Genomic DNA, 23,416 nt, shown 5'->3' on the forward strand with positions numbered 1-23,416 from the left:
CCAATAAGGTGTGGAACAACCACCCCGAAGCTTCCTTTAGGGCCACCGGATTCCTATATGGTGTCCATGACAGAACCAGCCGCAACCCCGCCCGAAAACGCTGCCCCGCTTGAAAACGGGGGCCGCCCCGAAAAGCGCATGGCCGAATATGGCGCCGAGAGCATCAAGGTGCTCAAGGGCCTCGACGCGGTGCGCAAGCGGCCGGGCATGTATATCGGCGATACCGACGATGGTTCGGGCCTGCACCACATGGTGTTCGAAGTATCGGACAACGCCATCGACGAGGCGCTGGCGGGCCATTGCGACCTGGTGCTGATCGAGTTGAACCCCGATGGCTCGGTCAGCGTGGAAGATAACGGCCGCGGCATCCCGGTGGACATCCACAAGGAAGAAGGGGTGTCGGCGGCAGAGGTCATCATGACCCAGCTCCACGCCGGTGGGAAGTTCGAGAACACCAGCGACGACAACGCCTACAAGGTCTCGGGCGGCCTCCACGGCGTGGGCGTGTCGGTGGTCAATGCCCTGTCGGAATGGCTGGAACTGGTCGTCTGGCGCAACGGCAAGGAACACTGGATCCGCTTCGAACACGGCGACGCCGTTGGTCCGCTCAAGATCGTGGGCGATGCGCCGAAGGTCGAAGGCAATGCCGATGACGAGGGCTTCAAGAAGGGCACCCGCGTCACTTTCAAGGCGAGCGAAGACACGTTCAAGAACGTCCTGGAATTCGATTTCGACAAGCTGGAACACCGCTACCGCGAACTGGCCTTCCTCAATTCCGGCGTGCGCGTGCTGCTGCGCGACAAGCGGCACGAGGAAGTGGCCGAGCATGACCTGTACTACGAAGGCGGCATAGCGGCTTTCGTGAAGTACCTTGATCGCAACAAGCAGCCGCTCGTGCCCGAACCGATCTCCGTCAGCGCGGAGAAGGAAGGCATCGGGATCGACGTGGCGCTGGAATGGAACGATTCGTACTACGAGAACGTCCTGTGTTTCACCAACAACATCCCCCAGCGTGACGGCGGCACCCACCTGGCCGCCTTCCGCGCAGCGCTGACCCGCACGATCAACAACTATGCCGAACGCTCGGGCCTGCTGAAGAAGGAGAAGGTCTCTCTTTCCGGCGAGGATATGCGCGAAGGCCTGACCGCCATTGTCAGCGTCAAGCTGCCCGACCCCAAGTTCTCCAGCCAGACCAAGGACAAGCTGGTTTCATCCGAAGTGCGCCAGCCGCTGGAAAGCCTGATGGGCGACAAGATGAACCAGTGGCTTGAAGAAAATCCGGCCGACGCCAAGCAGATCATCCAGAAGGTTATCGATGCTGCCGCCGCCCGCGAAGCCGCCAAGCGCGCCCGTGAGATGAGCCGCAAGGGCGCCATGTCCATCGCCAGCCTGCCCGGCAAGCTGGCAGACTGCCAGGAACGCGATCCCGCCAAGTCCGAACTGTTCCTGGTCGAGGGCGATTCTGCAGGCGGTAGCGCCAAGCAGGGCCGTGACCGCAAGACCCAGGCCATCCTGCCCCTGCGCGGCAAGATCCTGAATGTGGAACGCGCCCGGTTCGACCGGATCATTTCCAGCCGCGAGGTCGGCACGCTGATCCAGGCCATGGGCACCGGCCTGCGCGATGAGTTCAACCTCGAAAAACTGCGCTACCACAAGATCATCATCATGACCGACGCCGACGTGGACGGCGCGCATATCCGCACCCTGCTGCTCACCTTTTTTCACCGGCAGATGCCCGACATCGTCAAGGCCGGGCACCTGTTCATCGCCCAGCCGCCGCTGTTCAAGGTGGCCAAGGGCAGGAGCGAGGTTTACCTCAAGGACCAGCCCGCGCTCGATCGCTACCTGGTGGATGCCGGCCTGCAGAACCGCGTGCTGGAAACGTCTGGCGGCGCGCGCGGCGGGCAGGACCTGGCCGATATCGTCGCCCGCGCCCTGCGGCTGAAGAACACGCTGGCCTTCGTGCCACGCAAGTACGAACCGCAGGTGATCGAGGCGATGGCCCTGAAGGGCGCGCTCGCCCCCGGCCTGTCACCCGCCGACCGTACCGCCCGCATGGCCGACGCCGCCGCCCACCTGCAGGCAGGCGACGCCGATGCCACCTGGACCGGCGAAGTCACGCCAGATGGCTCGCTTCGCTTCCTGCGCCACTGGCGCGGGGTGACCGATGCGCACCTGGTCGAAGCCAAGTTCCTCGACAGCGCCGAGGCGCGCAAGGTCCACGTCCGCGCGATGGAGCAGGGCGACACCTTCCTCACGCCTGTCCGGCTGGTTCGTTCCGGCACCGAGGCGGCCGAGCCCGAGCCCGAAGCGGTGGAGGAAGAGGAGTTCGATGGCGACGCCGCCACCCCGGCGCTGATCCCGGTCTCGCCCGATGCCATCATGCTGCCGACGCACCTTGTTGAAGCCGTCATGATCGCGGGCCGCAAGGGCCTCGCCATCAGCCGCTACAAGGGCCTGGGCGAAATGAACGCGGAACAGCTGTGGGAAACCACACTGGACCCCGAAAACCGCGCCCTGCTGCAGGTAAAGGTGGAAGATGCCGACGTAACCGACGAGATCTTCACCCGCCTGATGGGCGACGTCGTCGAACCGCGCCGCGAATTCATCCAGGACAATGCGCTGAATGTGGCGAATCTGGATATCTAGGTGACCAAGTCACGCGACGGAGAGAGCAACCCGAAGGTTGACTGGGAAGCGCTTGCCGAGAAGATCGGAGCAGTGAACCGCACCGAAGACGGCTACTCTGAATATGGTGGCGGCTCTTTTTCCCGAAACGCAATTGCCGAGCTACTTGGTGACGAAGTCTTGCGCAGCGCCGTCGAACACGCGCTAGTTTGGCGGCCGGGCCGAGAGACGGCCGCACGCGTGCTTCGCCTGCTGCGCCTGCCCATGCCCACTGCATACTGTGTCGAGATTTTTCGCGCTGCGACGGATCCGGAGGAAGCGCGGATGGCAATTCTTGCGCTGAGAGATTTTGTCGAGAAGTCGGTTCTGGAAGCGCTACCGGAAATCCTGCGGCATCCGGATGAACTCGTACGCATTCACGGCGTGCGCCTGATTGACAGCCTGTGGATGAGCAAGGAGATTGAGCCGGAACAGGGATTGCCCCTACTGCTGCCGATGCTGGATGACCCATCCGATGCAGTTGTCGAACATGCCGAAGACATTCTTGGCATGCTCAGGGATGACATTGCGCGACATCGAGCATCAGACAAAAGCGTTCACTAAACATGGCGGACATCACAATGCACAGGTTCAAGCCGCGGTGCGCGGTGTTTCTTCGGCAAGGCTCGCCTCCAGCACATTGAACCTCGGGCAATCAGGCATCACGCCGCGATAGAAGGCGACGAGTTTCGCCATGTCGGCGCGGTAATCGCCCGTCGGCATCACCGGCTCGCCGATGCCGCCCAGCTTGCGTTCGTGATCGACCCATGCGGGCACGATCGGCACGCCTGCCCCGTGGGCGATGTGGTAGAATCCGGTGCGCCAACGGCCGTCAGAACTGCGCGAGCCTTCGGGTGCGATCACCAGCGCCATTTCCTCGGCCGCGGCGAAGTTGCGGATCACGCTGCGGACATAGCCGCCGGGTTTCGCGCGGTTGACCGGCATTCCGCCCATGTCGCTCATGAAGCGCCCGAGCGGCCAGCGGAACAGCGTGTGCTTGCCCATGAAGCTGGGCTTCATGCCCAGCCGTTGCACCGCCCCTGCAAAGAACACGAAGTCCCAGTTGGTGGTGTGCGGCACGCCGAGCACCACATATTTGCGCGCATCGGGCACGCGCCCCTGCAACTGCCAGCCTTTCAGGTCGTAGAGACGGTCGAGCAACCGCCACATGAGGCGTGATGACAGGCTTGGGGAGCGGGCCCGGGCTTCGCTCACTCCCCGCCCATATCCAGGTGCTCGGCCATGAAGGGCAGGACGAGGTCCTGGAAGCGGGCGCCGATCTTGTCGGTATGGGTGCCTTCGTAGACTTCCCAGAAGTGGTCGATGCCGAACTTTTCCAGTTCCTGGTGGATCAGGGTATCGTCGGTCACCAGCCCGTCGCGGTCGCCCACGTCCAGCGCAATACCGTCGAAGCTACGCAGGGCATTGATGTTGCTGGAAACCATGGCGAGCGGCGAGTTGGCAGCCCAGCGGGCCTGGACCAGTTCGTCCACCTGGCCATCTTCGGTCAGGGGCCAGTCGACGAAGAACGGCGGTTTTTGCGGATTGGGCGCCCAGGCGACGGCGCTGGCAAGGCCGGCGCGCATGCCGAAGCCGCTCTGGTCAACGCCATCGCGCGGCACGGCGGCCATGGCGGCGGCGCTTTCCGGCGTTTCGCGGCGGGCCGAGACGCAGCAGGCGCTCTGCGCCCAGAAGCTGTCGAATACTTCGGGGTGAGTCATGGCAACGACCAGCGTGCCGTATCCGCCCATCGAATGACCCACCAGCCCGCGGCCTTCGCGGGTGGCAATGGTGCGGAAGTTGGCGTCGATATAGTCCACCAGGTCGGTGGCGATGAAATCGCGGAAATTGCCGGTGGTGACGCTGTTCGAATACATCGAGCCGCCCATCGCGGTCAGCGTATCGGGCACCACGACGATGAATTCGCGGCCCGCCTCGGCATTGGTGGCAACGGCTGTGGGCACCTGCATGTAATCGTAGAAATCGCGGCCCGAGATGGCAAAGCCGTGGAGGTAATAGACCACCGGATAGCGGCGGCCGGGATTGCTGGCATAGCTGGGCGGCAGGACCACCATCGCCTCGCGCACAGTGGCATTGCCTTCAAGGTTGCCTTCAAGCGAGGCGCCGGGGACCATCACCGCTTCCACCGTGATGCCGGTCGGGATCACCGCATCGGGCGCGGTGATGTTCTGCGCCAGCACGGGGCTTGCAACCATGAGCGAAGCCAGCGCGATACCGCCGAGCGCAAATTTCCTGAGCATGCTTATTATTCCCGTTCCAAATGATTAGCGAAGAAAGGCAATACCTCGGATCCGATGCGTTCCGTAATACGGTTGCCGTGGTCGCCTTCGTACAGTTCGAAATCGTATTTCACGCCGAACCGGTCGAGCTCGGCCATGAAGGCGCGGTTGCCTTCAAGCAGGAAGTCCGCATCACCGATGTCGATGGCAAAGCCTTCCAGCGCGTTGAGTTCGGGCAGGTATTGCGGCAGTAGCACCAGCGGCGAATTGGCTGCAAGGCGCTGGTTCACCAGCGGGTCGATCGTGCCATCGTCCTGCATTCCGGTGTCGATCTTGAGGAAGTTGTCTGCGGTGGGATCGGGTGACCAGGTGGCCGCCGTGGAAACGCCCGCCAGTTGCCCGAACTGCGCCGCTTCAAGGTCCGCCGGGGTCATCGCCGCGATAGCGCGGGCCTGTTCCGGCGTCATGGTCATCGGCGGCAGGCAGCAGGCGCTCATCATATAGATCGAGGAGAACACGCCCGGGTTCTTCATCGCCACGCGGATCGTGCCGTATCCGCCCATCGAATGCCCCGCCAGCCCACGCGAGGCGGCCTGGGGGATGGTGCGGAAATTGCTGTCCACCCAGGCGACTAAATCGGTCGCCACCATGTTCTCGTAATCGCCGACGGTCGGCCCGCTGGAATAGAACCCGCCGCGCAGGCGCGAATAGCCATCGGGCATGACCATGATCACATCGTTGCCCGCCTCGTGCGCCATCTGCACCGCTTCGTGCAGGCGGAACCCGGCCTGCTGCGCCTCGAGCGGGCCCCAGTAGCCGTGGAGGTAATAGACCACCGGATAGCGGCGATCGGGGTTTTCGTCATAGCCCGGGGGGGTCACGACATAGGCATTGCGCTCGGCCGGATTGCCTTCGAGGTTGCCCTCGATCGATGGCGAATGGAACGTCAGCAGTTCGGCGCGGGCCTGGTCCTGGGCCAATGACGGTCCAGCGATCAGCAGGACTGTTGCGGCCAAGGCACCGGTCAGCGATTTCAGCATGCTTTCTCCCCCGGGATTGCGGCCGGTTCATACCCGGTCCATCTCTACCTTGCGAATTGACCGCCTTCGCCCCGCCTTGTCCAGCGCCTTTGCGTAGCACTTTGTCGCACGGGCGGCGGGTTGCTCGCGAATGGCCGCTGGCAACGCCTTGCATTGCCGCCTACAATCGCACCCGACGGATTTCCATGACCATGCAAGAAGCCATCGCCACGGCCTTGATGACTGCGCCTTCGCCCCAGTTCGCCGCCGAGGAAGCCCGGCTGCGCGTGCTGGAGGAATTCCAGGCTGAAGCCCTGGAGGACGATCCGGAGCTGCAGGCAATCGTCCAGTTTGCCGCAAGGCTGTGCGGCGTACCTGCATCCATGGTCACCCTGCTTGATGACCGGCGGCAGTACTTCCTCGCCCGCACCGGCGTGGACCAGCGCGAGACCCCGCGCGAGGTGTCCTTCTGCACCCATGCCCTGGGGCGGACGGAACTGATGGAAGTGACCGACGCGAGGCTCGACCCGCGCTTTGCCGACAACCCGCTGGTCACTGGTGCCCCCGGCGTGCGGTTCTATGCCGGCCAGCCGCTGGTGTCCGACGAAGGCGCGCCGCTTGGCACGCTGTGCGTGATCGACCTCGAACCGCACCGTGCCCCGTTGAACGACTTCCAGCGCGAAGGCATGGCCGTGCTCGCCCAGGCCGCCATGCGCCGCCTGCGCAGCCAGCGCGAGGAACTGGCCGCAACCCGCGAAATCGCCCGCAGCGAAGCGCGCCTGCGTGCCCTGGCCGATTCGATGCCCGACATTGCCTTTTCGGCCGACGAGCACGGACAGATCGACTATTTCAACCGCCGCTGGCACGAGTTCACCGGCATCGACATGGACGATACCGACAGGATCGCCGGCGAAGTCGTCCATCCGGATGATCACGGCAGGGTCCGGTCCAAGTGGCACCATGCGCTGGAAAGCGGCGAGCCTTACGAGGACGAGCACCGCCTGCGCCGCGCCGACGGGACCTATCGGTGGTGCCTGGCCCGCGCCCTGCCGGTGGAAACCGGTGGCGGCACCCGCTGGTTCGGCACGATCACCGACATCGACGACGCCCACCGGCTGTCCGAAGCGCGCGACACCCTGGCCAAGGAGCTGTCGCACCGGATCAAGAACATCTTCGCCGTGGTCAGCGGACTCGTCTCGCTCGAAGCGCGCAAATCGCCCGAACACAAGGCCTTCGCCGACCGCATCGGCGAGACCCTGCGCGCACTGGGGCGGGCGCATGAATTCGTCCGGCCGGCCAGCGGCGAAACACAGGAAAGCCTGACCGGCCTGCTCGGCGTGCTGTTCGAGCCCTATATGGAAGCGGGCGGCGCTGCGCGCGTGACGGTCAACGGGACCGACCAGCCGGTCTCGGCCAAGGCGGCCACCCCGCTGGCCCTCGTGTTCCATGAACTGGCGACCAATTCCGCCAAGTACGGCGCGCTGTCGGTGGAGGGCGGCACGGTCAGCCTCGACGTGACCGAGGAAGAGGGCCGCGTCCACCTGCACTGGAAGGAGAGCGGCGGCCCCCCCACACCAGACGATGGTGGTGACAATGCCCCGAAGGGCTTCGGCTCGCGCCTGGTGGACCTGGCCGTGACGGGCCAGTTGCAGGGCCTCTGGGAACGCCGGTTCGAGCCTGATGGCCTTGCCGTGGACCTCGACCTGCCCCTTACCGCACTGGGCACCTAGGGCACTTCAGCCCTTTGCTGTGAAACCGACCCCGTCGGGCCAGTCGGGTCCGGCCAGCGCCATCACCTTGAACAGGTCGCCCATCTGCGCCGGATCGACCAGCCGGTCGCGTGCCGACAGCAGAGATGCGCGGTGCTGCGGGGCGAATTCGGCCAGGGCATCGGCGCGTTGGTCTATCCCCAGCGCCTTCAGCCATGCACCTTGCGTGGTCGTGCCGCTCCACCGCGCCCCGCGCGACAGGGCGATCTGCTTCATCTGCTCGAAATCGACATGGGCGGTAAGGTCCGCCTCGCCCGGCGCCTTGAGCGGATCGAGCTTGCGGTGGCGGCGCACGGCCTGGAGGGTGGATCCGGTGCGCGAGGCTATGTGGCCATAGTCGATGAACAGCGCCGCGCCGCCCTGGCTCACCAGCCGTCCGGCAGCTTCGAACATGGTGGCCGCAGCGCCCGGGCAGGTTTCGATCACCGTGCCGAATTCGGCCTTGCGCCGCGCCTCGGGCACGGCGGAATCCATCGGCTGGCGGCCCCGCACCAGCTCGAAATTGCCCTCCACATCGAGGCTGACCATCACCTCACGCCAGCCATCCTGCGTCATCACCAGTTGCCGCACCGGCAGGGCATCGAGGAATTCGTTGGCCACCAGCAGCAGGGGCCCCTGCCGGGGCACGGTTGACAGGTCATGGTGAAATATCGCGTGGGGCACCTGCTCCAGTTGCGCATCGCGTAGCCGGGTCGATCCTTCCACCAGGTGCGGCCGCGGCTCAAAGCCATAGCGCTTCATCGAGCGCAGGGCATCGCGCGCCAGGTACCCCCGCCCCGGGCCGAGCTCGACATAGTGCACCGGCTCCAGCCGTCCGCCGCGGATCCATACGTCGGCCAGCCAGAGCCCGATAAGCTCGCCGAACATCTGGCTGATTTCCGGCGCGGTTATGAAATCGCCGTGGTCGCCAAACGGATCGCGCGCCGAATAATAGCGCGCGTTGCTCTCGCCCATGAACTGCATCAGGCTGATCGGCCCGGTCGCCCGGATCAGGCGGCGGAACGTATCCGAAAGTACACCTTCCTCCATCGATCGACCGTCAGTCGGCAGGAGGCACGTAGTTGCGGGCCAGCGGCGGACGGCTGAGCGACCATGCCACCAGCGCGAGCCCCGCCACGATCAGCGGGATTGTCAGCCACTGGCCCATCGAAAGGCCGGTGCGCAGCGCAAACTCGGTAAGGTGGGCGTCAGGCTCGCGGAAAAACTCGGCCACGAAGCGCCCGACTGAAATCACCGCCGTGAACATGCCGACCAGGAAGCCGGTGCGATAGCGCGCACGGGTGAGCCAGAACAGCGCCAGCATCACCACGACCACCAGCAGCCCTTCAAGCCCCGCCTGGTACAGCTGGCTGGGATGGCGCGGCTCGGGTCCGGCGCCGGGGAACACCATGGCCCAGGGCACCATGCTTTCCACCGGGCGGCCCCACAGTTCGCCATTCACGAAATTGGCCAGCCGCCCGAACAACATGCCGAAGCCCACGTTGACCGCGATATAGTCGCACACCCGCATGAAGCTGAGGCCATTGCGCCAGGCGACAAAGGCGATCGCAAGGACCACGCCGATCAGTCCGCCATGGAAGCTCATCCCCCCGCCCAGCGTGTTGAACATCTCCCAAGTGCCGAGGAAATCGGGGCGGTAGAACACGACATAGCCGAGCCTCCCGCCCACGATGATGCCGATCATGCAATAGAAGAACAGGTCGTCCGCATGGCGCCTGGCCATCGGCGCACCGGGTGCGGCGATCATCTTGCGCAGGTGCCAGTAGCCCAGCACCAGCCCCGCCAGGTAGGCCAGCGAATAAAACCGCAGGGTGAAGAACCCCAGGTCGATCCCGTCGCGCAGGCCGAGGTCGGCCCAATTGATCGCGCCGCCTGATCCTGCGGCCAGTAGTTCGAGCATCCTTGAGGCACCTCTCGTGTGGGATGCGGCAATGGCACAGCGTGCCCGAAGGTTAAAGGCAGGTTTTGCACTATCGGGCAGAGCCATCTATTGCCGCTGGCGTGCCTTTGACCAACCTATCCCGCCAGCGCGCCATCATCGATCGCCGCGCGCTTGTTGCCGCCATTGCCGAAATCGTGGAGGCCGAAGGCGCAGCTGCCGCCCGCCGCCCGATCACCACCCTGCTGAAACAGGCGCTGGACGATGGCCGCGCCGAACTGGCCCGCAGGCTCGAGGCGCGGCCCGCGGCGGGGCACGAGATCACCCACGGGCAGGCCTTCCTGGTGGATCAGATCATCCGCCTGGTCCACGACCATGTGGTCGATGACCTGTACCCCGTCGCCAACCGGTCGAGCGGCGAGCGGCTCGCCCTGTTTGCCGTGGGCGGTTACGGTCGCGGCGAGATGGCCCCCTATTCGGATGTGGATATCGCCTTCATCACCCCCGCCAAGCCGACCGCCTGGTGCGAGCAGGTGATCGAATCCATGCTCTATTTCCTGTGGGACCTGGGCCTGACCGTGGGCCATTCCAGCCGCAGCCTGGATGAAATGGTCCGTCAGGCCAGGGGCGACCTGACAATCCGCACGGCAATCCTCGAAGGGCGCTATTTGTGGGGCGACAAGGATGTTTACCGCATGGCCGAGGAGCGCTTCTGGGGCGAAGTCGTGCCCGGCTCCGAAGGCCAGTTCGTGGCCGAAAAGCTGGCCGAGCGTGACGCGCGGCACAAGCGCATGGGCGATTCGCGCTATGTCGTCGAACCCAATGTGAAGGACGGCAAGGGTGGGCTGAGAGACCTGCAGACGCTGTACTGGATCGGCAAATATGTCCACCGCGTGCGCAGCGCCGCCGAGCTGGTGGACAAGGGGCTGTTCACGCCGGAGGAATATTCCAGCTTCCGCCGGGCCGAGGGGTTCCTGCTGGCCGTGCGCTGCCACCTGCACACCCTGGCCAAGCGCGGCGAGGACCGGCTGACATTCGACCTGCAGCGGGAAGTGGCGCGGCGGATGCGCTATTCCGACCGGCCGGGCAAAAGCGCGGTCGAACGTTTCATGCAGTTCTATTTCCTCCAGGCCCAGCACGTCGGCAACCTGACCGGAGTGTTCCTTGCCCAGCTGGAGGAACAGGCCAGTGCCGGGCGCAAGAAGCCGGGGTTGCTCGATCGCTTCATGGCGCGGCGCGGCAGCAAGGAGGTCGATGGCTATCCGCTGCACGGCGGCAAGCTGTCTGCCTCCAATGACGAATGGTTCCGCGAGGATCCTGTGCGGCTGGTCGAGATCTATGCCGTGGCCGAGCGCGAGGGGCTGGAGATCCACCCCGAAACGATCCGCATGATCCGCCGCGATGCCGGGCTGATCCATGCTGCGGTACGCAAGGACGAGCGCGCCAATGCCGCCTTCCTCGACGTGCTGACCGGCAGGCGCGATCCCGAAACCGTGCTGCGGTGGATGAACGAAAGCGGTGTGTTCGGCCGTTTCGTGCCCGATTTCGGCAAGGTCGGCGGGCAGATGCAGTTCGACATGTACCACCACTATACGGTGGACGAACACACCATCCGCGCCATCGGCCTGCTCAGCCAGATCGAGCGCGGCGAACTGGCCGACGACCATCCGCTGGCGACCCGCATCATCCCCGGCCTGAAATACCGCCGCGTGCTCTATGTCGCGACCCTGCTGCACGATATCGCCAAGGGGCGCGGCGGCGACCATTCGGTGCTGGGTGCGGAAGTTGCCACCAGGCTGTGCCCGCGGTTCGGCATGACGCCGCAGGAAACCAAGCTGGTGTCATGGCTGGTGCGCTATCACCTGCTGATGAGCGCCACGGCCTTCAAGCGCGACCTTTCCGATCCCAAGACCATCGTCAGCTTTGCCGAGGAGGTGGAAGACCTGGAGAAACTCGGCCAGCTGGCCGTGCTGACCATTGTCGATATCCGTGCGGTGGGGCCGGGCATCTGGAACAGCTGGAAGCGCCAACTCCTGGCCGAACTCCACAACTATACCGAGGAATACCTGCGGGCCGACGACGATACGAGCCTGCAGGAGAAGCGGCTGGAGGCCAAGCGCACCGAAGTGGCGGAAATCCTGGGGCGCGATGCGCACCTGCTCAAGGAACTGGATGACCGGTTCGACCGCGACTACTGGCTGCAGGAACCGGCCGACATTATCGCCATCAACCTGCCGCAATATGCCATGGCGCGCGACACCAAGAACTCGCTGTCTATCCACACCGGCTATTACCCGGCGCGAGGGGCCACGCTGATCAGCGTGATGGGCGATGACCATCCAGGCCTGTTCTTCCGCATTGCAGGGGCGATTTCACTGGCCGGCGCCAACATCATCGACGCACGCATCCACACCACGCGGGTGGGCAAGGCGGTAGACAATTTCCTGGTGCAGGACCCGCTCGGCAAACCATTCCGCGAGGACGACCAGCTCGCCCGGCTGAAGACCAGCATCGAGGATGCGCTTGCGGGCAGGATCGACATGGTCCCCCGCCTCGCCGCCCGCCCCCTGCCGCGCACGCGGGCGGAGAACTTCCGCATCGCCCCGCTGATCCTGTTCGACAACGAGGCATCGGACCGCTTCACCGTGGTGGAGGTCAACGCCACCGACCGCCCAGCATTGTTGAACCGCCTGACCCGCGCGATGTTCGAGGCCAGCCTGATCATCAACTCGGCCCACATCACCCAGTACGGCGAACGCGCGGTGGATACCTTCTATGTGACCGACCTGCTGGGCCACAAGATCTACAGCAAGGACCGGCTGGCCAAGGTGGAACAGGCCCTGCTCGATGCCATCGCGGCGGGCGAGCCGCAGGAAGAGGGGGCGGCCTAGCGGGCGCGGGAACCTGTTGCGCGGCACGGGGATTGCCAAGGCATATCCCGCCAGCCTTGCCAAGGAACCTGCCATGAAGACCCTGTCCGCAATCGCCGTCCTGCCGTTTCTCGTCCTTGCTGCCTGCGGTTCCGATGCCGACCGGCAAGCGGAACTCGCCGAAGACCGGATCGAAAGCGAGGCCGAAGCCAGCGCCATGGCCTCGGGCAACGACATCGCCGCGCTGGGCCTGACCGAAATGCAACTGCTCGATGCCGATCTGGTCTCTGCCGACGGCACCGACCTTGGCGATATCGAACAGGTCCGCCGCGACGGGTCAGGCGCGGTCACCGGCCTGCTGGTCGAACTGGAGGACACCGACCCCGACCGTTATGTGGTCGTTCCGCTCGCCGGCCTCATCACGCGGGTGGACGGTGACGATACCGACCTGCAGACCGCGATGAGTGCGGCCGATCTTGCCGCCCTGCCCGATGCGCAGCTTTCGCCCGATCCCGCCGCCGCGCCGCCGATGGGCGCTGCCGCCCCGCAGTAAGCCTATCCGCCCGAACTAACTGCCCGCCTGGCGAACGAAGTGTTCGAAGACATAGGGGCTGAGCGGCTGGATGAACCTGCATCCGGCCTCGAAATTGCGTGCCCAGCACACCTCGGCCTCCATGATCGAGATGCCGGGCAGGCGGATGCGCAACACGGTGCCGATGGCGGGTGTATCGGTCAGGGCGAGCCGGAATCCTTCGGTCGTCAGATCAAGCAGGCGCGCCTGGTGCCACTGGCGCTGGCCCACGCGGACATCGCAGGTGCAGTTGACCGTCGCCCGCGGCTGTCGGCGCTGCTGTTCGTCACTTGGTTGCTGCTTATCAGGCATTGGCCACTTGCTCCCGCAGCGTATGGATCTGCCCCTAGCACGATTCGGCGGACCAGCGGTTAACGCGATCCGAAAAGCGCGGTCCCCACCCGCACATGGGTGGCCCCAAGCATGATCGCGGTTTCAAAATCTCCGCTCATGCCCATCGACCGCCCCTCCAGCCCGTGATCGCGCGCCAGCTTGTCGAGCAGGGCGAAGAACGGCGCGGGTTCGATATCGGCCGGCGGCACGCACATCAGCCCGATGACGGGCAGCCCAGCTTCGCGCGCCTGGTCGAGCAGGGCGGGAAGGTCGGCCAGAGCGCAGCCGCCCTTCTGCTCCTCGGCACCCACATTGACCTGCACGAAGCACGGCACCCGGCGCCCGCCATTGGCTACGGCCTTGTCCATCGCCTTGCCGAGTGCGGTGACGAGGCTGGGCCGGTCGACAGAATGGATGGCGTCGAACAGCGCCACCGCCTCATCCGCCTTGTTCGATTGCAACTGGCCGACAAGGTGCAGCTCCACGTCCGGATAACGCGCCTTCAGTTCGGGCCACTTGGCGGCGGCTTCCTGCACGCGGTTTTCGCCGAACACCCGCTGGCCCGCTTCGAGCAGGGGCACGATGGCATCGGCCTGGTGCATCTTGCTCACCGCCACCAGCGTGACGTCGGCAGGCTCGCGGCGGGCAATGGCACAGGCCTTGGCAATGCGTTCTTGCACCTGGGCGAGAAGTTGGGCTGCGTTTTCGCTCATGGCCGCGCTATAGCGGGCCGATGGCCGCGATCCAGTCTTTCCCACACCTTTGGCTCCTGTCCGATGCACGCAACGATGGCGTGCTGGAGCGCGCGCTGCACCGCCTGCAGCGCGGATCGGGCTTCATCTATCGCCATTACCACCTGCCGCCGGTGGAGCGCGTGGCACGCTTCCGCAGCCTCGCCCGCATTGCCCGCGCGCGCGGGCACGTGGTGGTGCTGGCCGATTCCGCCCTGACCGCGCGCGAATGGGGGGCCGACGGGATCTACGGCGCGCCGCTGTCGCTCGCGCCGCGCCGCGACGACCTGCTGCGCCTAGCCACGGCCCATTCCATGGCCGAAATCGCGCAGGCCCGGCGGGTGGGGGCTCACGCCGTGCTGCTGTCGCCCGCTTTCGCCACCCGAAGTCACCCTGGCGCTCCAAGCCTCGGTCCGGTGCGCTGGCGCTTACTCGCAGCCCATAGCGGGATGCCGGTAATCGCACTTGGCGGGATGAACCGGCGCAATGCTCACAGGCTGCAATGGCCACACTGGGCCGCAATTGACGGCCTCTCGTAGAGCTATTCCTTGACGCGGACTCGCTGCGGACTCACAATGCCGCCTCGCGGGACGAAGAGGGAACAAGGGCCATGGCGACGCGCGCCCGTAATGCGCAACCGAGTGACTGGAAAGCGGCCTTCCGCCGCTCGCTGGCGCGCGTGTGCCAGCGGACCGGGTCGGTCCTGCTGTTCGCCCTGTTGGTGTTCCTTGCGCTTTCGCTCATCAGCTACAACCAGACCGATCCCTCTCCCTCCACCGCTGCGGGCGAGGTGATTTCCAACTGGATGGGCCGCAGCGGCGCCTGGGCGGCGGAGCGCGTGCTGATGGCCTTCGGGCTGGTGGCGGTGCTGTTGCTGCCGCTGTTCTATGCCTTTGCCCGCAAGCTGTGGCGCACGGCGGACGCCAGCGAAGAGGACGACAACCCGACGATCCACATGGCCCACGGCCGCTGGTGGCGCACCACGCTGGTGCTGCTGCTGGCCATGGCGCTGCTCAGCACTGTGCTGGCCATGGTGACCGATCCGGCCGTATGGTCGCTGCCTGCCGGCCCCGGCGGACTGGTCGGCTTGCTGGGCGAAGGCGCTTTGCGCGCCCTGTCCGGCCGACTGCCCGAAGCGGGCCAGGTCTGGGCCATGCTGGCTGGCGGCGTTGTGGCGCTGGTGGGTGGCGCTTTCCTGGCGGGCAAGGTATTCGCGGTGGACTGGGCGGGCCTGCTCACCCTGCCACAGGCGCTGCGCCGCAAACCTGCCCAGCCCGGCAGCACGGCCAATCCGTTCAAGGAACAGGCCGAAAAGCGCCGCGCCGCAGCCGACCGCAAGGCCGAGCCGGTGGCCTTGGCCCAGCCCGATCGCAAGCCGCCGCAGATCGTCGATCCCAGCGCGCCGCCGCGCCCGGCGCGGGCCACCGCTGCAAGCCAGACCGACATGTTCGCGGCTTTCGCCCTGCCCAGCCTCGACCTGCTGGAAAACCCGCCGTCCGACACCGGCCCCAAGCTCGACAAGCTGGCGCTGGAGAGGAACGCCCGCCTGCTGGAAAACGTGCTCGACGATTTCAACGTCAAGGGCGAGATCACTGCCGTGCGCACCGGGCCGGTGGTCACAATGTACGAGCTGGAGCCTGCGCCGGGCATCAAGGCCAGCCGGGTGATCGGCCTGGCCGAGGATATCGCCCGCAACATGAGCGCGATCAGCGCGCGCGTGGCCTCCATCCCCGGCAAGACGGTGATGGGCATCGAACTGCCCAATGCCGACCGGCAGATGGTCAGCTTCAAGGAAATGGTCGCGTCAGAAGCCTTTGCCGATAGCAAGGGCAACCTGCCGATCATCCTGGGCAAGGATATCGCGGGCGAGCCGGTGGTCGCCGATCTTGCCGCCATGCCTCACCTCCTGGTGGCGGGCACCACGGGTTCGGGCAAGTCGGTCGGCCTCAACTGCATCCTCCTGTCGCTGCTCTACCGTTTCAGCCCGGCCGATTGCCGGATGATCCTGATCGATCCCAAGGTGCTGGAACTGAAAAGCTACGACGATATCCCCCACCTCCTGGCCCCCGTAGTGACCGAACCGCACAAAGCGATCCGCGCGCTGAAATGGGCGGTCGAGGAGATGGAGCGGCGCTATCGCATGATGAGCGATATCGGCGCGCGCAACATCAGCGGCTTCAACGAGCGGGTGAAGACCGCCGTATCCAAGGGCAAGCCATTGGGCCGCCGCATCCAGACCGGCTTCGATCCAGATACCGGCGAGGAGCTGTTCGAGGACAAGCTGCTCGAATACGAAGTTTTGCCGCAGATCGTGGTCATTGTCGACGAACTGGCCGACCTGATGGTGACCGTGGGCAAGGAGATCGAGGTGCTGATCCAGCGGCTGGCGCAGAAGAGCCGCGCGGCGGGCATCCACCTCATCATGGCCACCCAGCGCCCCAGCGTCGATGTCATCACCGGCGTGATCAAGGCCAACCTGCCGACCCGCATCGCCTTCAACGTGACCAGCCGGATCGACAGCCGTACGATCCTGGGCGAACAGGGCGCGGAACAGCTGCTGGGCAAGGGCGACATGCTCTACAAGCCCACCACCGGCGCGCTGAAACGTGTCCACGGCCCCTTCGTGTCCGACGAGGAAGTGGAAGCCGTGGCCGCCCACTGGCGCGCGCAGGGCGAGCCGGCCTACATCGGCAGCGTGACCGAGGAGCCGGAGGACGACGGATATGGCCCCGGCGGCGGCTTCGGGTTCGAGGACGAATTTACCGCTTCGGACAACCCCGACGAGCGACGTTATCGCCAGGCCTGCCAGATCGTGTGGGAAAACCAGAAAGCCAGCGGTTCATGGCTCCAGCGCCAGCTCGGCGTGGGCTACAACACCGCTGCCAAGCTGATCGAGCGGATGGAGGAAGACGGCATCGTTGGCCCGTCTAACCACGTCGGTCGGCGAGAAATCTATCGCGACCGGGATGGCAATCCGCTCTGATCCGGCCCCGGGCCGCCGTTAACCATGATCGGGCAGGCAGGATTCACCCTGTCCCTGTACTGCTGAGGCTCAACTATAGCCCTGGAGAATGGTCGTGTTCGGATTCCTCAAGTCCAAGCCAGCCCCCGAGGGGCCCGTTACCATCGATTTTGATATCGAAATCGGGTGCGCGGCCGAAGATGTTTACGCCCTCATCGACTTTGCAGATCCGCGCAATGCCAAGAAGCAGGTCGGCACGGTTGAGCCAACGGGCAACAACACGTTCCGCATGGAACTGGACCTGGTGCCTGACATGGTGTTCGACCTTCGCGTTACCGAGGCAGCCAGGCCGCAAGTCTATGCCTTCGATACCAGGATCGCCCCGCAGGCAGGCCGACTGACTCACAGCCACGAACGCTACGAAATCAAACTGGTGGACCGGAATTCCTGCATTCTGAGGCTTATCACCGATGTCACCTTCGAGAAGGGCATGACCATGCGCCAATTCGAAGAAGAGGTGACGATGATGTCACGCGCCGTGCACAATGCGTTGCTCAAGCTGAAGATCCACGCCGAGAAGGGGGTCGATGTCGTCCGCCAGATAGAACGCGCCCAGATAGCCTAAAGGGGGCGCGGGCGGGGATCGTATCCCGCCCGCGCGCACCCATCAGAAGCCGGCTGACAGCTGGAGATACCAGTGTCGGCATCGCGGATGCCGCGCGATTCTGGGGAACGATAGGCGGTGATGCTCTTGAAGGTCAGGGCATCGGTCAGGTCGAACGTGGCCGTGCCCGACACAATCCAGACTGCCGACGTGCTCATCACCGGGGCCGTGCCGCCGTTGACGAACGGCCCGCGGTCCTGGAAATCGTTGGCGCAGCGATTGTCGTTGATATTGGGCACAAAAGGCGCACCGGGGGCCGGCGTGCCGGGGAACGGCATGGTCGCACCGGGGCAGCCCGCCGCCACGCTGACAATGGCCGGAACCGGGGCGTTTTCGTTGATCCCGGCAAAGGTGAACGGCGCGCCGTTCTCGTCGCGGTCGGTATAGTCGGCGCGCAGTGACAGGGTGAAATCGGGGCTCGGCTCCCACCTGAGGGCGCCGTTGATCGTCATCGAATCGTCGTTGCCCAGGTCCAGCCCGTCGATCACGCGGATGACGTAGCCATCGCGCTTGCGGAAGCCGCCCGATACGCGGGCAGCGGCCGTGTCACCCAGCGGCACGTTGAGCGCGGCGAAGCCTTCGACCAGGTTGTCGGACCCGATGCGCAGGCGACCGTTACCGGAGAACTCTCCGATCTCGGGCTCCTTCGTCCGGACCAGGATCGCGCCGCCGGATGGTGTTGCGGCCAAACAGCGTGCCCTGCGGCCCGCGCAGCACTTCGACACTGGCAATGTCGCCGAATTCGATCGTCCCGCCGACCGAGCGGCCGACATAAACCTCGTCAATATTGATGCCGACGCCCGGATCGACCGCGGCGGTCGGGTCAAGCTGGCCGATGCCGCGAATGAACACGACCGAGGCCGAGCTGTTGCCCGAAAGCTGTCCGGCGGGCTTGAACTGCAGGCTGGGGGTAATGCGCTCCAGGTCCTGCGTCTGGGAAATCTGCCGTTCTGCCAGCACCTCGGCAGAAAAGGCGGAAATGGCGACCGGCGTTTCCTGCAGCGATTCCTCGCGGCGGCGGGCGGACACGAGGATCACATCCCCCTGGCCTTCGTCGGTTGCAGCGCTGGGAGCGCTATCTTGCGTCAGCGCAGGCATGGCCACGCCAAGGCTGGTGGCGGCGAGCGCGGCCATGGCACAGCTGTGCAGCAGGCGCGGCTTTTCAATCATTTGTGTGTTGGACATCGGTTTTCCTCCCCGGTGTGGTCCACATGGCAATTTTCGAACTGCGCCGCCTGCTGGCCAAGATCCACGGCTGACGGGCCGGTCAGGAGTTGGGGAAGCTCCTCTTCCGGTGCCGTTCAGCCGCCTGGATCAGGGCGAGCAGGTCATCCGCATCGATATCGAGCACCTCGTCCCAGTCCTCCATCACCGCCTCCACGTCGGCGTGGGTCACGGTATCGCCGATGCTGTCGGTCACGGGCGGGGGCGGGACGACCAGCTGGTGCGGCCAGCTATGCCCGGTCAGGTTGTTGTAGAGCCATGCGGCGACCGCCAGGAGCAGCACGTTGGCGGCAAAGGGGAGGAGGTAGAACCAATCCCACTGCTCCGGCCCCGATGCACCCAGCGCGCAGAGCAGTGCACTGGCCCCGCCCGGCGGGTGGAGGCAGCGGGCCACACTCATCGCCGCAATGGCCAGGCCCACCGCCAGCGCCGCAGCCACGGCGGGCGAACCGATCGCCAGCCCCGTGCCGATACCGACCATGGCCGCAACGAGGTTCCCGCCGATTACCGGCCACGGCTGGGCCAGCGGACTGGCGGGCACGGCAAAGACCAACACGGCGCTCGCCCCCATCAGCGCGACAATCATCGGCAGGGCCGGATCGTATGGGCCAAGCAGCATGGCCGTAACCACGGCGGCCAGCCCGATCCCGATCGCTCCGCCCACGGCTCCACGCAGCCAGCCAAGCTGGCCCAGCGGCGCTTGCGGCATCAGCGATGCAGCATGGGCGAAAAGCGGTCTCAGCAATCGTAAGTTACCCGGTCACTCCAGGCATCCGGCACGAATAGCTCGCCGCGCTGGCCGCATCGCCGCCGGTGTAATGGGCATAGGACGGATGCGGGCACAAAGGCATCTGAGCGGGCGTGCCATTCGTGCGGCTGGCATTGACAGCGCCGGGCGCCGAGCCGCCTTCCACCCAGTCCACCAGCGGGCCAAGCAGGTCGAAATTGTCGAACGCATTGCCGCCCGAACAATGCATCATTCCGGGCACCATGTAGAAGCGCGCGGCATTGTCCCACGCCTCGGCCCCGTTGGCCTCGCGGGCGCGCTGGAAATAGTCCCACGTATCCCATGCGGAGAACCACGGATCGGACACGCCGTGGAAATACATGATCTTGGCCCCGCGATCGAGGTAGGTGGACAAGTTGGTCCAGTAGGCGGTGTCGGTCAGCCGGCCCACCGCATCGGAGCGGACCTCGTGCATCCGCTCGTCGATGTCGATCGCGCGCGCCGTGCTGGCCGGGCCGAAGGGGCCTGGAGCTCCGGCGGGAAGGAAGCCCGGCAGGCCCGCGCCGGTGAAGGTGATACCGGTGTCCCACGGGATCGGCACATAGATCGGGCGGCCCGCCGCATCGCGCGGTCCGGCAAACATTGCGCCGAGCGCCGCAACCTTTGGCGCGGACAGGCATCCTTCGCGCTGGCCTGCGCTACACGAGAGGGCGGCAGGATCGAAGGCACGGCAGGCCTCGACATTGGCGATCACGCCATCGACCCGCCCGTCCTGCCCGTCGCACTGCCGGCGAAGCTCGGCATCGACCAGCGCACGTTCGGGCGCACTGAACCCGGCTGGCCCCGCCTCGCCCGCAGGCAGGGTGGCGTTGAGCAGCACCTGGGCATATTCGATGCCGAGGTTGGAGTGGCCCGGCCGCATGGCCGGCGCGCCCACCACGATACCGTCGAACAATTCGGGGTAACGCTGGCTTGCCAGCATCCCCTCGCGCCCGCCGGTGGAACAGCCGGTCATGTAGGAATGGTGCGGGGCCTCGCCATAGAACTGCGCGGTGATCGCGCGCGCGGCCAATGTGACGGTCAGGACAGAGGTTTCGGCAAAGTCGAGCGCGGCGCGCTGGTCGGCCTGGAAGCTGGCATCGAAGCCTGCGCCCTTGTGCCCGCTGTCATGACTGGCCACGGCAAAGCCGCGTTCCAGCGCGCTGCGGTTGCCCGCCGCGACCGGGCCGGTGGCCGGCCGGATCGATCCATTGAGCCCGCCGCCGCCCATCAGCAGGAAGCGGCCGTTGTAATCACCCGGCAGCGCCAGTTCGAACCCGATGCCATATTCCACACCACCGACACCGACCCGCTGGTTGATCATCCCTTCGACCAGGCAGTGCGGCGGAAGCTGGGTGGCAGGGCTGCCCATGAAGCCGGGAAGTTCGCGCCCTTCGCCATGCCAGGTGGTGGCCACGATCTGCACGTCGCCTGTCACTTGCCCGGCAAGGGCCGCGCAGCGTTGGTCCATGCCGGTGGTCGCCTGGCCCTGCGCAAAGCCCGCCGATGAAGGAAGCGCAGCAACCGATGCCAGCAAGGCGACAATGGCCGGTGTCCGTGGTCCGCTCATATGCATTTCCTCTCCTGCTCCGCCACGCTGGCTAGCAAGGTCGGACAGGCGCAACAACCTGCATTGCTGCACCGCATTGAAACGGCGCTGCAACGAGCTAAGGTAACGCCAAAAGCGCGACGACCGCGCCGAACGGGAGAAATCGACGATGCGCCTCCTTCTGACTTCCATGGCCCTTTCAGCGATGCTGTTCACCGGCACTTCTGCCGCCCAGGATGAGGGCCTATGGGTCGCCAGCTGGACCGCCAGCCCGCACGCGCCGCTGTCGACCGAAGGGCCATTTGGCGCCGCGCGGTTCGAGAACGTGACGGTCAGCCAGGTCTTGCGCCTCAGCGAAGGCGGCACTGGCCTGCGCGTGCGCTTCACCAACCGCTATGGCCCCGGCCCGCTGGAGATCGGCCAGGCGCGGGTGTACCAGATCGACGAGGCGGGCGCGGAAGTGCCCGGCACCAGCCGCATGCTGACCTTCGGGGGCGAGGCGGGCGCGGTGATCCCGCGCGGTGCGCCATTTGCCAGCGATGTGGTGGACCTCGACCTGTCTGATCTTGCCCGCATCAAGGTGGAGATGTTCCTGCCAACAGACACCGGCCCCTGCACCTGCCACCTTACCGGGCAGGATGAACTGGCAGTCTCTGCCCCCGGCAACTTCGTCGGCCAGACATGGGAGCCTGCCTCCACCGCCGGATACCGCGCGTTTCTCCACACGGTAGAGGTGCTGTCGCCCGATGCGGTCGGCACCATCGTCACCTTCGGCGATTCGATCACCGATGGCGTGGGCTCCACGCCGGGCGAGAACCGCCGCTGGCCGGATGTGCTCGCCAACCGGCTGGAGGAGGCGGGGCTGGAATATGCCGTCGCCAATGCCGGAATTTCCGGCAACCGCGTGCTCAGCCCCGGCATGGGCGAAAGTGCGCTTGCCCGGTTTGACGAGGACGTGCTTGCCCTGCCCAACGTCACGCACCTGATCATCTTCGTCGGCGTGAACGATATCGGCAACCGCTATGGCCCCACGCGCGGCGGGCCTGCCGGGGTTGGTGGCTTCATGCTCGACCAGCCCGAGATCGACGCTGCCCAGATGATCGCCGGATACCGGCAGTTGATCGCTCGCGCCCGGGACAAGGGCATAACGGTCATCGGCAGCCCCATCGGTCCCTACAAGGGCGCAAGCTACTGGACCGAGGAAGGCGAAGCGGCGCGCCAGACGATCAACGACTGGATCCTCAATTCAGGCGAATTCGACGCCACCACCCGGCTCGATCTCGCCTTTGCCGACCCGGCGGACCCTGCCACCATGCGCGACGGCTACCACATGGGCGATTTCCTGCACGGCTCGGACGCCGGCTTGCAGGCGGTGGGTGAGAGCATCGACCTTGGCCTGTTCGGACGGAATTAGCTTGGTCGCCCGCGACTCACGCAGTAACCTTGCGCTGCCGCATTATCGCGGGCAAATATGTGGGCCTGCGGAATTCAGGCAGGAGAATCTTGCATGCCGATCATAGAGCTGAAGGGCGGCCCGTTCGACGGTGATCAAATGGTGTGGGATGGGACCGACTGGATTCAGTTCAATCCTGATTGTCCGCCCAAACTGCGCAAAGCCTACGAAAAGCCTGTCCTTTATCAACGATCGGGTGACGACCCGGCACTTTTCATCTTCCGGAACTAGGCCTCTCGCGGCACTTCTTGCGGAGCCAGAAATGGCGCGGATACCTCCGCCGGCACTCGCATCACGCGGCCGGTGCCGCGGTCAACCATGGCCCAGGTTGTGCGGGCGCGGACCAGCGCCTTGCCTTTGCTATCGGTGAAGGTGAAATGCCGGTCAAACCGCGCGCCGGTTGGCCCCTCAAGGATCTCGGTCAGCGCGGTCACCGTGTCGCCCAGCCGCACGTTGCCGCGATAGTCGATCTCGTGCCGGGTCACGACCCAGGCATATTTCGCGACATGCGCCGGATCGCCATCATGCTGCCAGTGGGCCGTGGCGATGGCTTCCATCCAGTTGACCCACACCCCGTTGTTGACGTGACCCATCTCGTCGATGTGCCGCGCCTCGGCGGTGAAGGTCATGGTGAACCGGTTTGCCATTACTCCACCTCCCGCTTGCGGGAGGGGGTCGGCGGGTGGGTGCGGGCAGGCACGATCATCGCCGATACATGC

The 23,416-nt window shown here is 65.5% G+C and carries 22 protein-coding genes; 10 read left to right on the forward strand and 12 right to left on the reverse strand.

The features are described from left to right. Positions 1–66: 66 nt before the first annotated feature. Both gyrB and M3P36_RS15235 read left to right on the forward strand, forming a co-directional pair. Positions 67–2,649 (forward strand): DNA topoisomerase (ATP-hydrolyzing) subunit B, encoded by a 2,583-nt coding sequence (gene gyrB, locus M3P36_RS03640; protein ID WP_502798354.1) that lies wholly within the window; start codon positions 67–69, stop codon positions 2,647–2,649. After that, complete coding sequence (locus tag M3P36_RS15235; RefSeq protein ID WP_249700832.1) at positions 2,650–3,231, forward strand: HEAT repeat domain-containing protein; 582 nt, start codon at positions 2,650–2,652, stop codon at positions 3,229–3,231. 27 nt (positions 3,232–3,258) lie between these two features. Here M3P36_RS15235 and M3P36_RS03650 read toward each other — a convergent pair whose 3' ends face one another. Genes M3P36_RS03650 through M3P36_RS03660 form a run of 3 tightly spaced genes read right to left on the reverse strand, consistent with a single transcriptional unit; the run spans position 3,259 to position 5,947 of the window. Beyond that, positions 3,259–3,882 (reverse strand): lysophospholipid acyltransferase family protein, encoded by a 624-nt coding sequence (locus tag M3P36_RS03650; protein WP_249700834.1) that lies wholly within the window; start codon positions 3,880–3,882, stop codon positions 3,259–3,261. Then, positions 3,879–4,928 carry an alpha/beta hydrolase gene (locus M3P36_RS03655; RefSeq protein ID WP_249700836.1) on the reverse strand — a complete coding sequence of 350 codons (1,050 nt, stop codon included), beginning with the start codon at positions 4,926–4,928 and terminating at the stop codon, positions 3,879–3,881. Before M3P36_RS03655 ends, M3P36_RS03650 begins: the two co-directional genes overlap by 4 nt. A gap of 5 nt (positions 4,929–4,933) precedes the next feature. Continuing rightward, positions 4,934–5,947: an alpha/beta hydrolase gene (locus M3P36_RS03660; protein WP_249700838.1), complete on the reverse strand. Its 1,014-nt coding sequence runs from the start codon at positions 5,945–5,947 to the stop codon at positions 4,934–4,936. A 185-nt stretch (positions 5,948–6,132) separates the two neighbouring features. On the opposite strand from M3P36_RS03660, the gene M3P36_RS03665 reads away from it, so the two are divergent. Next, a complete protein-coding gene (locus tag M3P36_RS03665; protein ID WP_249700841.1) occupies positions 6,133–7,656 on the forward strand; it encodes a sensor histidine kinase in 1,524 nt (507 codons plus the stop codon). A gap of 6 nt (positions 7,657–7,662) precedes the next feature. Here the strand turns inward: M3P36_RS03665 and M3P36_RS03670 are convergent, their stop codons facing one another. Together M3P36_RS03670 and lgt are read right to left on the reverse strand one after the other, a co-directional pair. Then, positions 7,663–8,724, reverse strand: a complete 1,062-nt coding sequence (locus M3P36_RS03670) for a class I SAM-dependent methyltransferase (RefSeq protein ID WP_249700843.1) — start codon at positions 8,722–8,724, stop codon at positions 7,663–7,665. Between the two features lie 10 nt (positions 8,725–8,734). After that, on the reverse strand, positions 8,735–9,595 hold the full coding sequence (gene lgt / locus M3P36_RS03675) for a prolipoprotein diacylglyceryl transferase (RefSeq protein WP_249700845.1): 861 nt from the start codon (positions 9,593–9,595) through the stop codon (positions 8,735–8,737). 101 nt (positions 9,596–9,696) lie between these two features. Between lgt and M3P36_RS03680 the strand changes: the two genes are divergently transcribed. Both M3P36_RS03680 and M3P36_RS03685 read left to right on the forward strand, forming a co-directional pair. Further along, entirely contained in the window at positions 9,697–12,465 is a 2,769-nt protein-coding gene (locus M3P36_RS03680) for a [protein-PII] uridylyltransferase (RefSeq protein ID WP_502798355.1), read from the forward strand. Positions 12,466–12,538: 73 nt separating this feature from the next. After that, positions 12,539–12,997, forward strand: coding sequence for a PRC-barrel domain containing protein (locus tag M3P36_RS03685; RefSeq protein WP_249700847.1), 459 nt, complete (start codon positions 12,539–12,541; stop codon positions 12,995–12,997). A 15-nt stretch (positions 12,998–13,012) separates the two neighbouring features. Here M3P36_RS03685 and M3P36_RS03690 read toward each other — a convergent pair whose 3' ends face one another. Beyond that, on the reverse strand, positions 13,013–13,327 hold the full coding sequence (locus M3P36_RS03690) for a PilZ domain-containing protein (RefSeq protein WP_249700849.1): 315 nt from the start codon (positions 13,325–13,327) through the stop codon (positions 13,013–13,015). Positions 13,328–13,386: 59 nt separating this feature from the next. Continuing rightward, entirely contained in the window at positions 13,387–14,061 is a 675-nt protein-coding gene (locus M3P36_RS03695; RefSeq protein WP_249700851.1) for a YggS family pyridoxal phosphate-dependent enzyme, read from the reverse strand. 20 nt (positions 14,062–14,081) lie between these two features. Between M3P36_RS03695 and M3P36_RS03700 the strand changes: the two genes are divergently transcribed. From M3P36_RS03700 to M3P36_RS03710, 3 genes are all read left to right on the forward strand, one after another. Next, positions 14,082–14,618 carry a thiamine phosphate synthase gene (locus M3P36_RS03700; RefSeq protein WP_249700853.1) on the forward strand — a complete coding sequence of 179 codons (537 nt, stop codon included), beginning with the start codon at positions 14,082–14,084 and terminating at the stop codon, positions 14,616–14,618. Positions 14,619–14,689: 71 nt separating this feature from the next. Further along, positions 14,690–17,062: an FtsK/SpoIIIE family DNA translocase gene (locus M3P36_RS03705; protein WP_249700855.1), complete on the forward strand. Its 2,373-nt coding sequence runs from the start codon at positions 14,690–14,692 to the stop codon at positions 17,060–17,062. Between the two features lie 94 nt (positions 17,063–17,156). Next, positions 17,157–17,666: a hypothetical protein gene (locus tag M3P36_RS03710; RefSeq protein ID WP_249700857.1), complete on the forward strand. Its 510-nt coding sequence runs from the start codon at positions 17,157–17,159 to the stop codon at positions 17,664–17,666. Here M3P36_RS03710 and M3P36_RS03715 read toward each other — a convergent pair. The 4 genes from M3P36_RS03715 to M3P36_RS03730 form a co-directional block, all read right to left on the reverse strand. Then, positions 17,663–18,394 (reverse strand): hypothetical protein, encoded by a 732-nt coding sequence (locus M3P36_RS03715; RefSeq protein WP_249700859.1) that lies wholly within the window; start codon positions 18,392–18,394, stop codon positions 17,663–17,665. The genes M3P36_RS03710 and M3P36_RS03715 overlap by 4 nt on opposite strands. Beyond that, positions 18,321–18,890 carry a TonB-dependent receptor plug domain-containing protein gene (locus M3P36_RS03720; RefSeq protein ID WP_249700861.1) on the reverse strand — a complete coding sequence of 190 codons (570 nt, stop codon included), beginning with the start codon at positions 18,888–18,890 and terminating at the stop codon, positions 18,321–18,323. The genes M3P36_RS03715 and M3P36_RS03720 overlap by 74 nt, the downstream gene beginning before the upstream one ends. Positions 18,891–18,972: 82 nt before the next feature. Continuing rightward, a complete protein-coding gene (locus M3P36_RS03725) occupies positions 18,973–19,674 on the reverse strand; it encodes an HPP family protein (RefSeq protein WP_349630535.1) in 702 nt (233 codons plus the stop codon). A 7-nt stretch (positions 19,675–19,681) separates the two neighbouring features. Continuing rightward, on the reverse strand, positions 19,682–21,265 hold the full coding sequence (locus M3P36_RS03730) for a DUF6351 family protein (protein ID WP_249700863.1): 1,584 nt from the start codon (positions 21,263–21,265) through the stop codon (positions 19,682–19,684). Between the two features lie 148 nt (positions 21,266–21,413). Here M3P36_RS03730 and M3P36_RS03735 point away from each other — a divergent pair, with 148 nt between their 5' ends. Next, positions 21,414–22,658: an SGNH/GDSL hydrolase family protein gene (locus M3P36_RS03735; protein WP_249700865.1), complete on the forward strand. Its 1,245-nt coding sequence runs from the start codon at positions 21,414–21,416 to the stop codon at positions 22,656–22,658. Between the two features lie 93 nt (positions 22,659–22,751). Next, complete coding sequence (locus M3P36_RS03740) at positions 22,752–22,928, forward strand: hypothetical protein (RefSeq protein WP_249700866.1); 177 nt, start codon at positions 22,752–22,754, stop codon at positions 22,926–22,928. On the opposite strand, the gene M3P36_RS03745 is transcribed toward M3P36_RS03740, so the two are convergent. Further along, the gene (locus tag M3P36_RS03745) at positions 22,925–23,344 is read right to left on the reverse strand and encodes an acyl-CoA thioesterase (protein ID WP_249700868.1); all 420 of its coding nucleotides are present in this window, start codon (positions 23,342–23,344) and stop codon (positions 22,925–22,927) included. The two genes, M3P36_RS03740 and M3P36_RS03745, sit on opposite strands and share 4 nt — an antisense overlap. Positions 23,345–23,416 lie beyond the last annotated feature (72 nt).

Origin of the sequence: Altererythrobacter sp. KTW20L (assembly GCF_023501975.1) — a bacterium.
GTDB lineage: Bacteria > Pseudomonadota > Alphaproteobacteria > Sphingomonadales > Sphingomonadaceae > Alteraurantiacibacter.

What these genes read in the sequence shown, in the direction of transcription:
- M3P36_RS03705 (WP_249700855.1), top strand. Translation starts at nt 14,690, where the DNA reads ATGGCGACGCGCGCCCGTAATGCGCAACCGAGTGACTGGAAAGCGGCC.
- lgt (WP_249700845.1), bottom strand. Translation starts at nt 9,595, where the DNA reads ATGCTCGAACTACTGGCCGCAGGATCAGGCGGCGCGATCAATTGGGCC.
- M3P36_RS03670 (WP_249700843.1), bottom strand. Translation starts at nt 8,724, where the DNA reads ATGGAGGAAGGTGTACTTTCGGATACGTTCCGCCGCCTGATCCGGGCG.
- M3P36_RS03685 (WP_249700847.1), top strand. Translation starts at nt 12,539, where the DNA reads ATGAAGACCCTGTCCGCAATCGCCGTCCTGCCGTTTCTCGTCCTTGCT.
- M3P36_RS03695 (WP_249700851.1), bottom strand. Translation starts at nt 14,061, where the DNA reads ATGAGCGAAAACGCAGCCCAACTTCTCGCCCAGGTGCAAGAACGCATT.
- M3P36_RS03735 (WP_249700865.1), top strand. Translation starts at nt 21,414, where the DNA reads ATGCGCCTCCTTCTGACTTCCATGGCCCTTTCAGCGATGCTGTTCACC.
- M3P36_RS03700 (WP_249700853.1), top strand. Translation starts at nt 14,082, where the DNA reads ATGGCCGCGATCCAGTCTTTCCCACACCTTTGGCTCCTGTCCGATGCA.
- M3P36_RS03655 (WP_249700836.1), bottom strand. Translation starts at nt 4,928, where the DNA reads ATGCTCAGGAAATTTGCGCTCGGCGGTATCGCGCTGGCTTCGCTCATG.
- M3P36_RS03740 (WP_249700866.1), top strand. Translation starts at nt 22,752, where the DNA reads ATGCCGATCATAGAGCTGAAGGGCGGCCCGTTCGACGGTGATCAAATG.
- gyrB (WP_502798354.1), top strand. Translation starts at nt 67, where the DNA reads ATGACAGAACCAGCCGCAACCCCGCCCGAAAACGCTGCCCCGCTTGAA.
- M3P36_RS03690 (WP_249700849.1), bottom strand. Translation starts at nt 13,327, where the DNA reads ATGCCTGATAAGCAGCAACCAAGTGACGAACAGCAGCGCCGACAGCCG.
- M3P36_RS03745 (WP_249700868.1), bottom strand. Translation starts at nt 23,344, where the DNA reads ATGGCAAACCGGTTCACCATGACCTTCACCGCCGAGGCGCGGCACATC.
- M3P36_RS03730 (WP_249700863.1), bottom strand. Translation starts at nt 21,265, where the DNA reads ATGAGCGGACCACGGACACCGGCCATTGTCGCCTTGCTGGCATCGGTT.
- M3P36_RS03720 (WP_249700861.1), bottom strand. Translation starts at nt 18,890, where the DNA reads ATGTCCAACACACAAATGATTGAAAAGCCGCGCCTGCTGCACAGCTGT.
- M3P36_RS03665 (WP_249700841.1), top strand. Translation starts at nt 6,133, where the DNA reads ATGACCATGCAAGAAGCCATCGCCACGGCCTTGATGACTGCGCCTTCG.
- M3P36_RS03660 (WP_249700838.1), bottom strand. Translation starts at nt 5,947, where the DNA reads ATGCTGAAATCGCTGACCGGTGCCTTGGCCGCAACAGTCCTGCTGATC.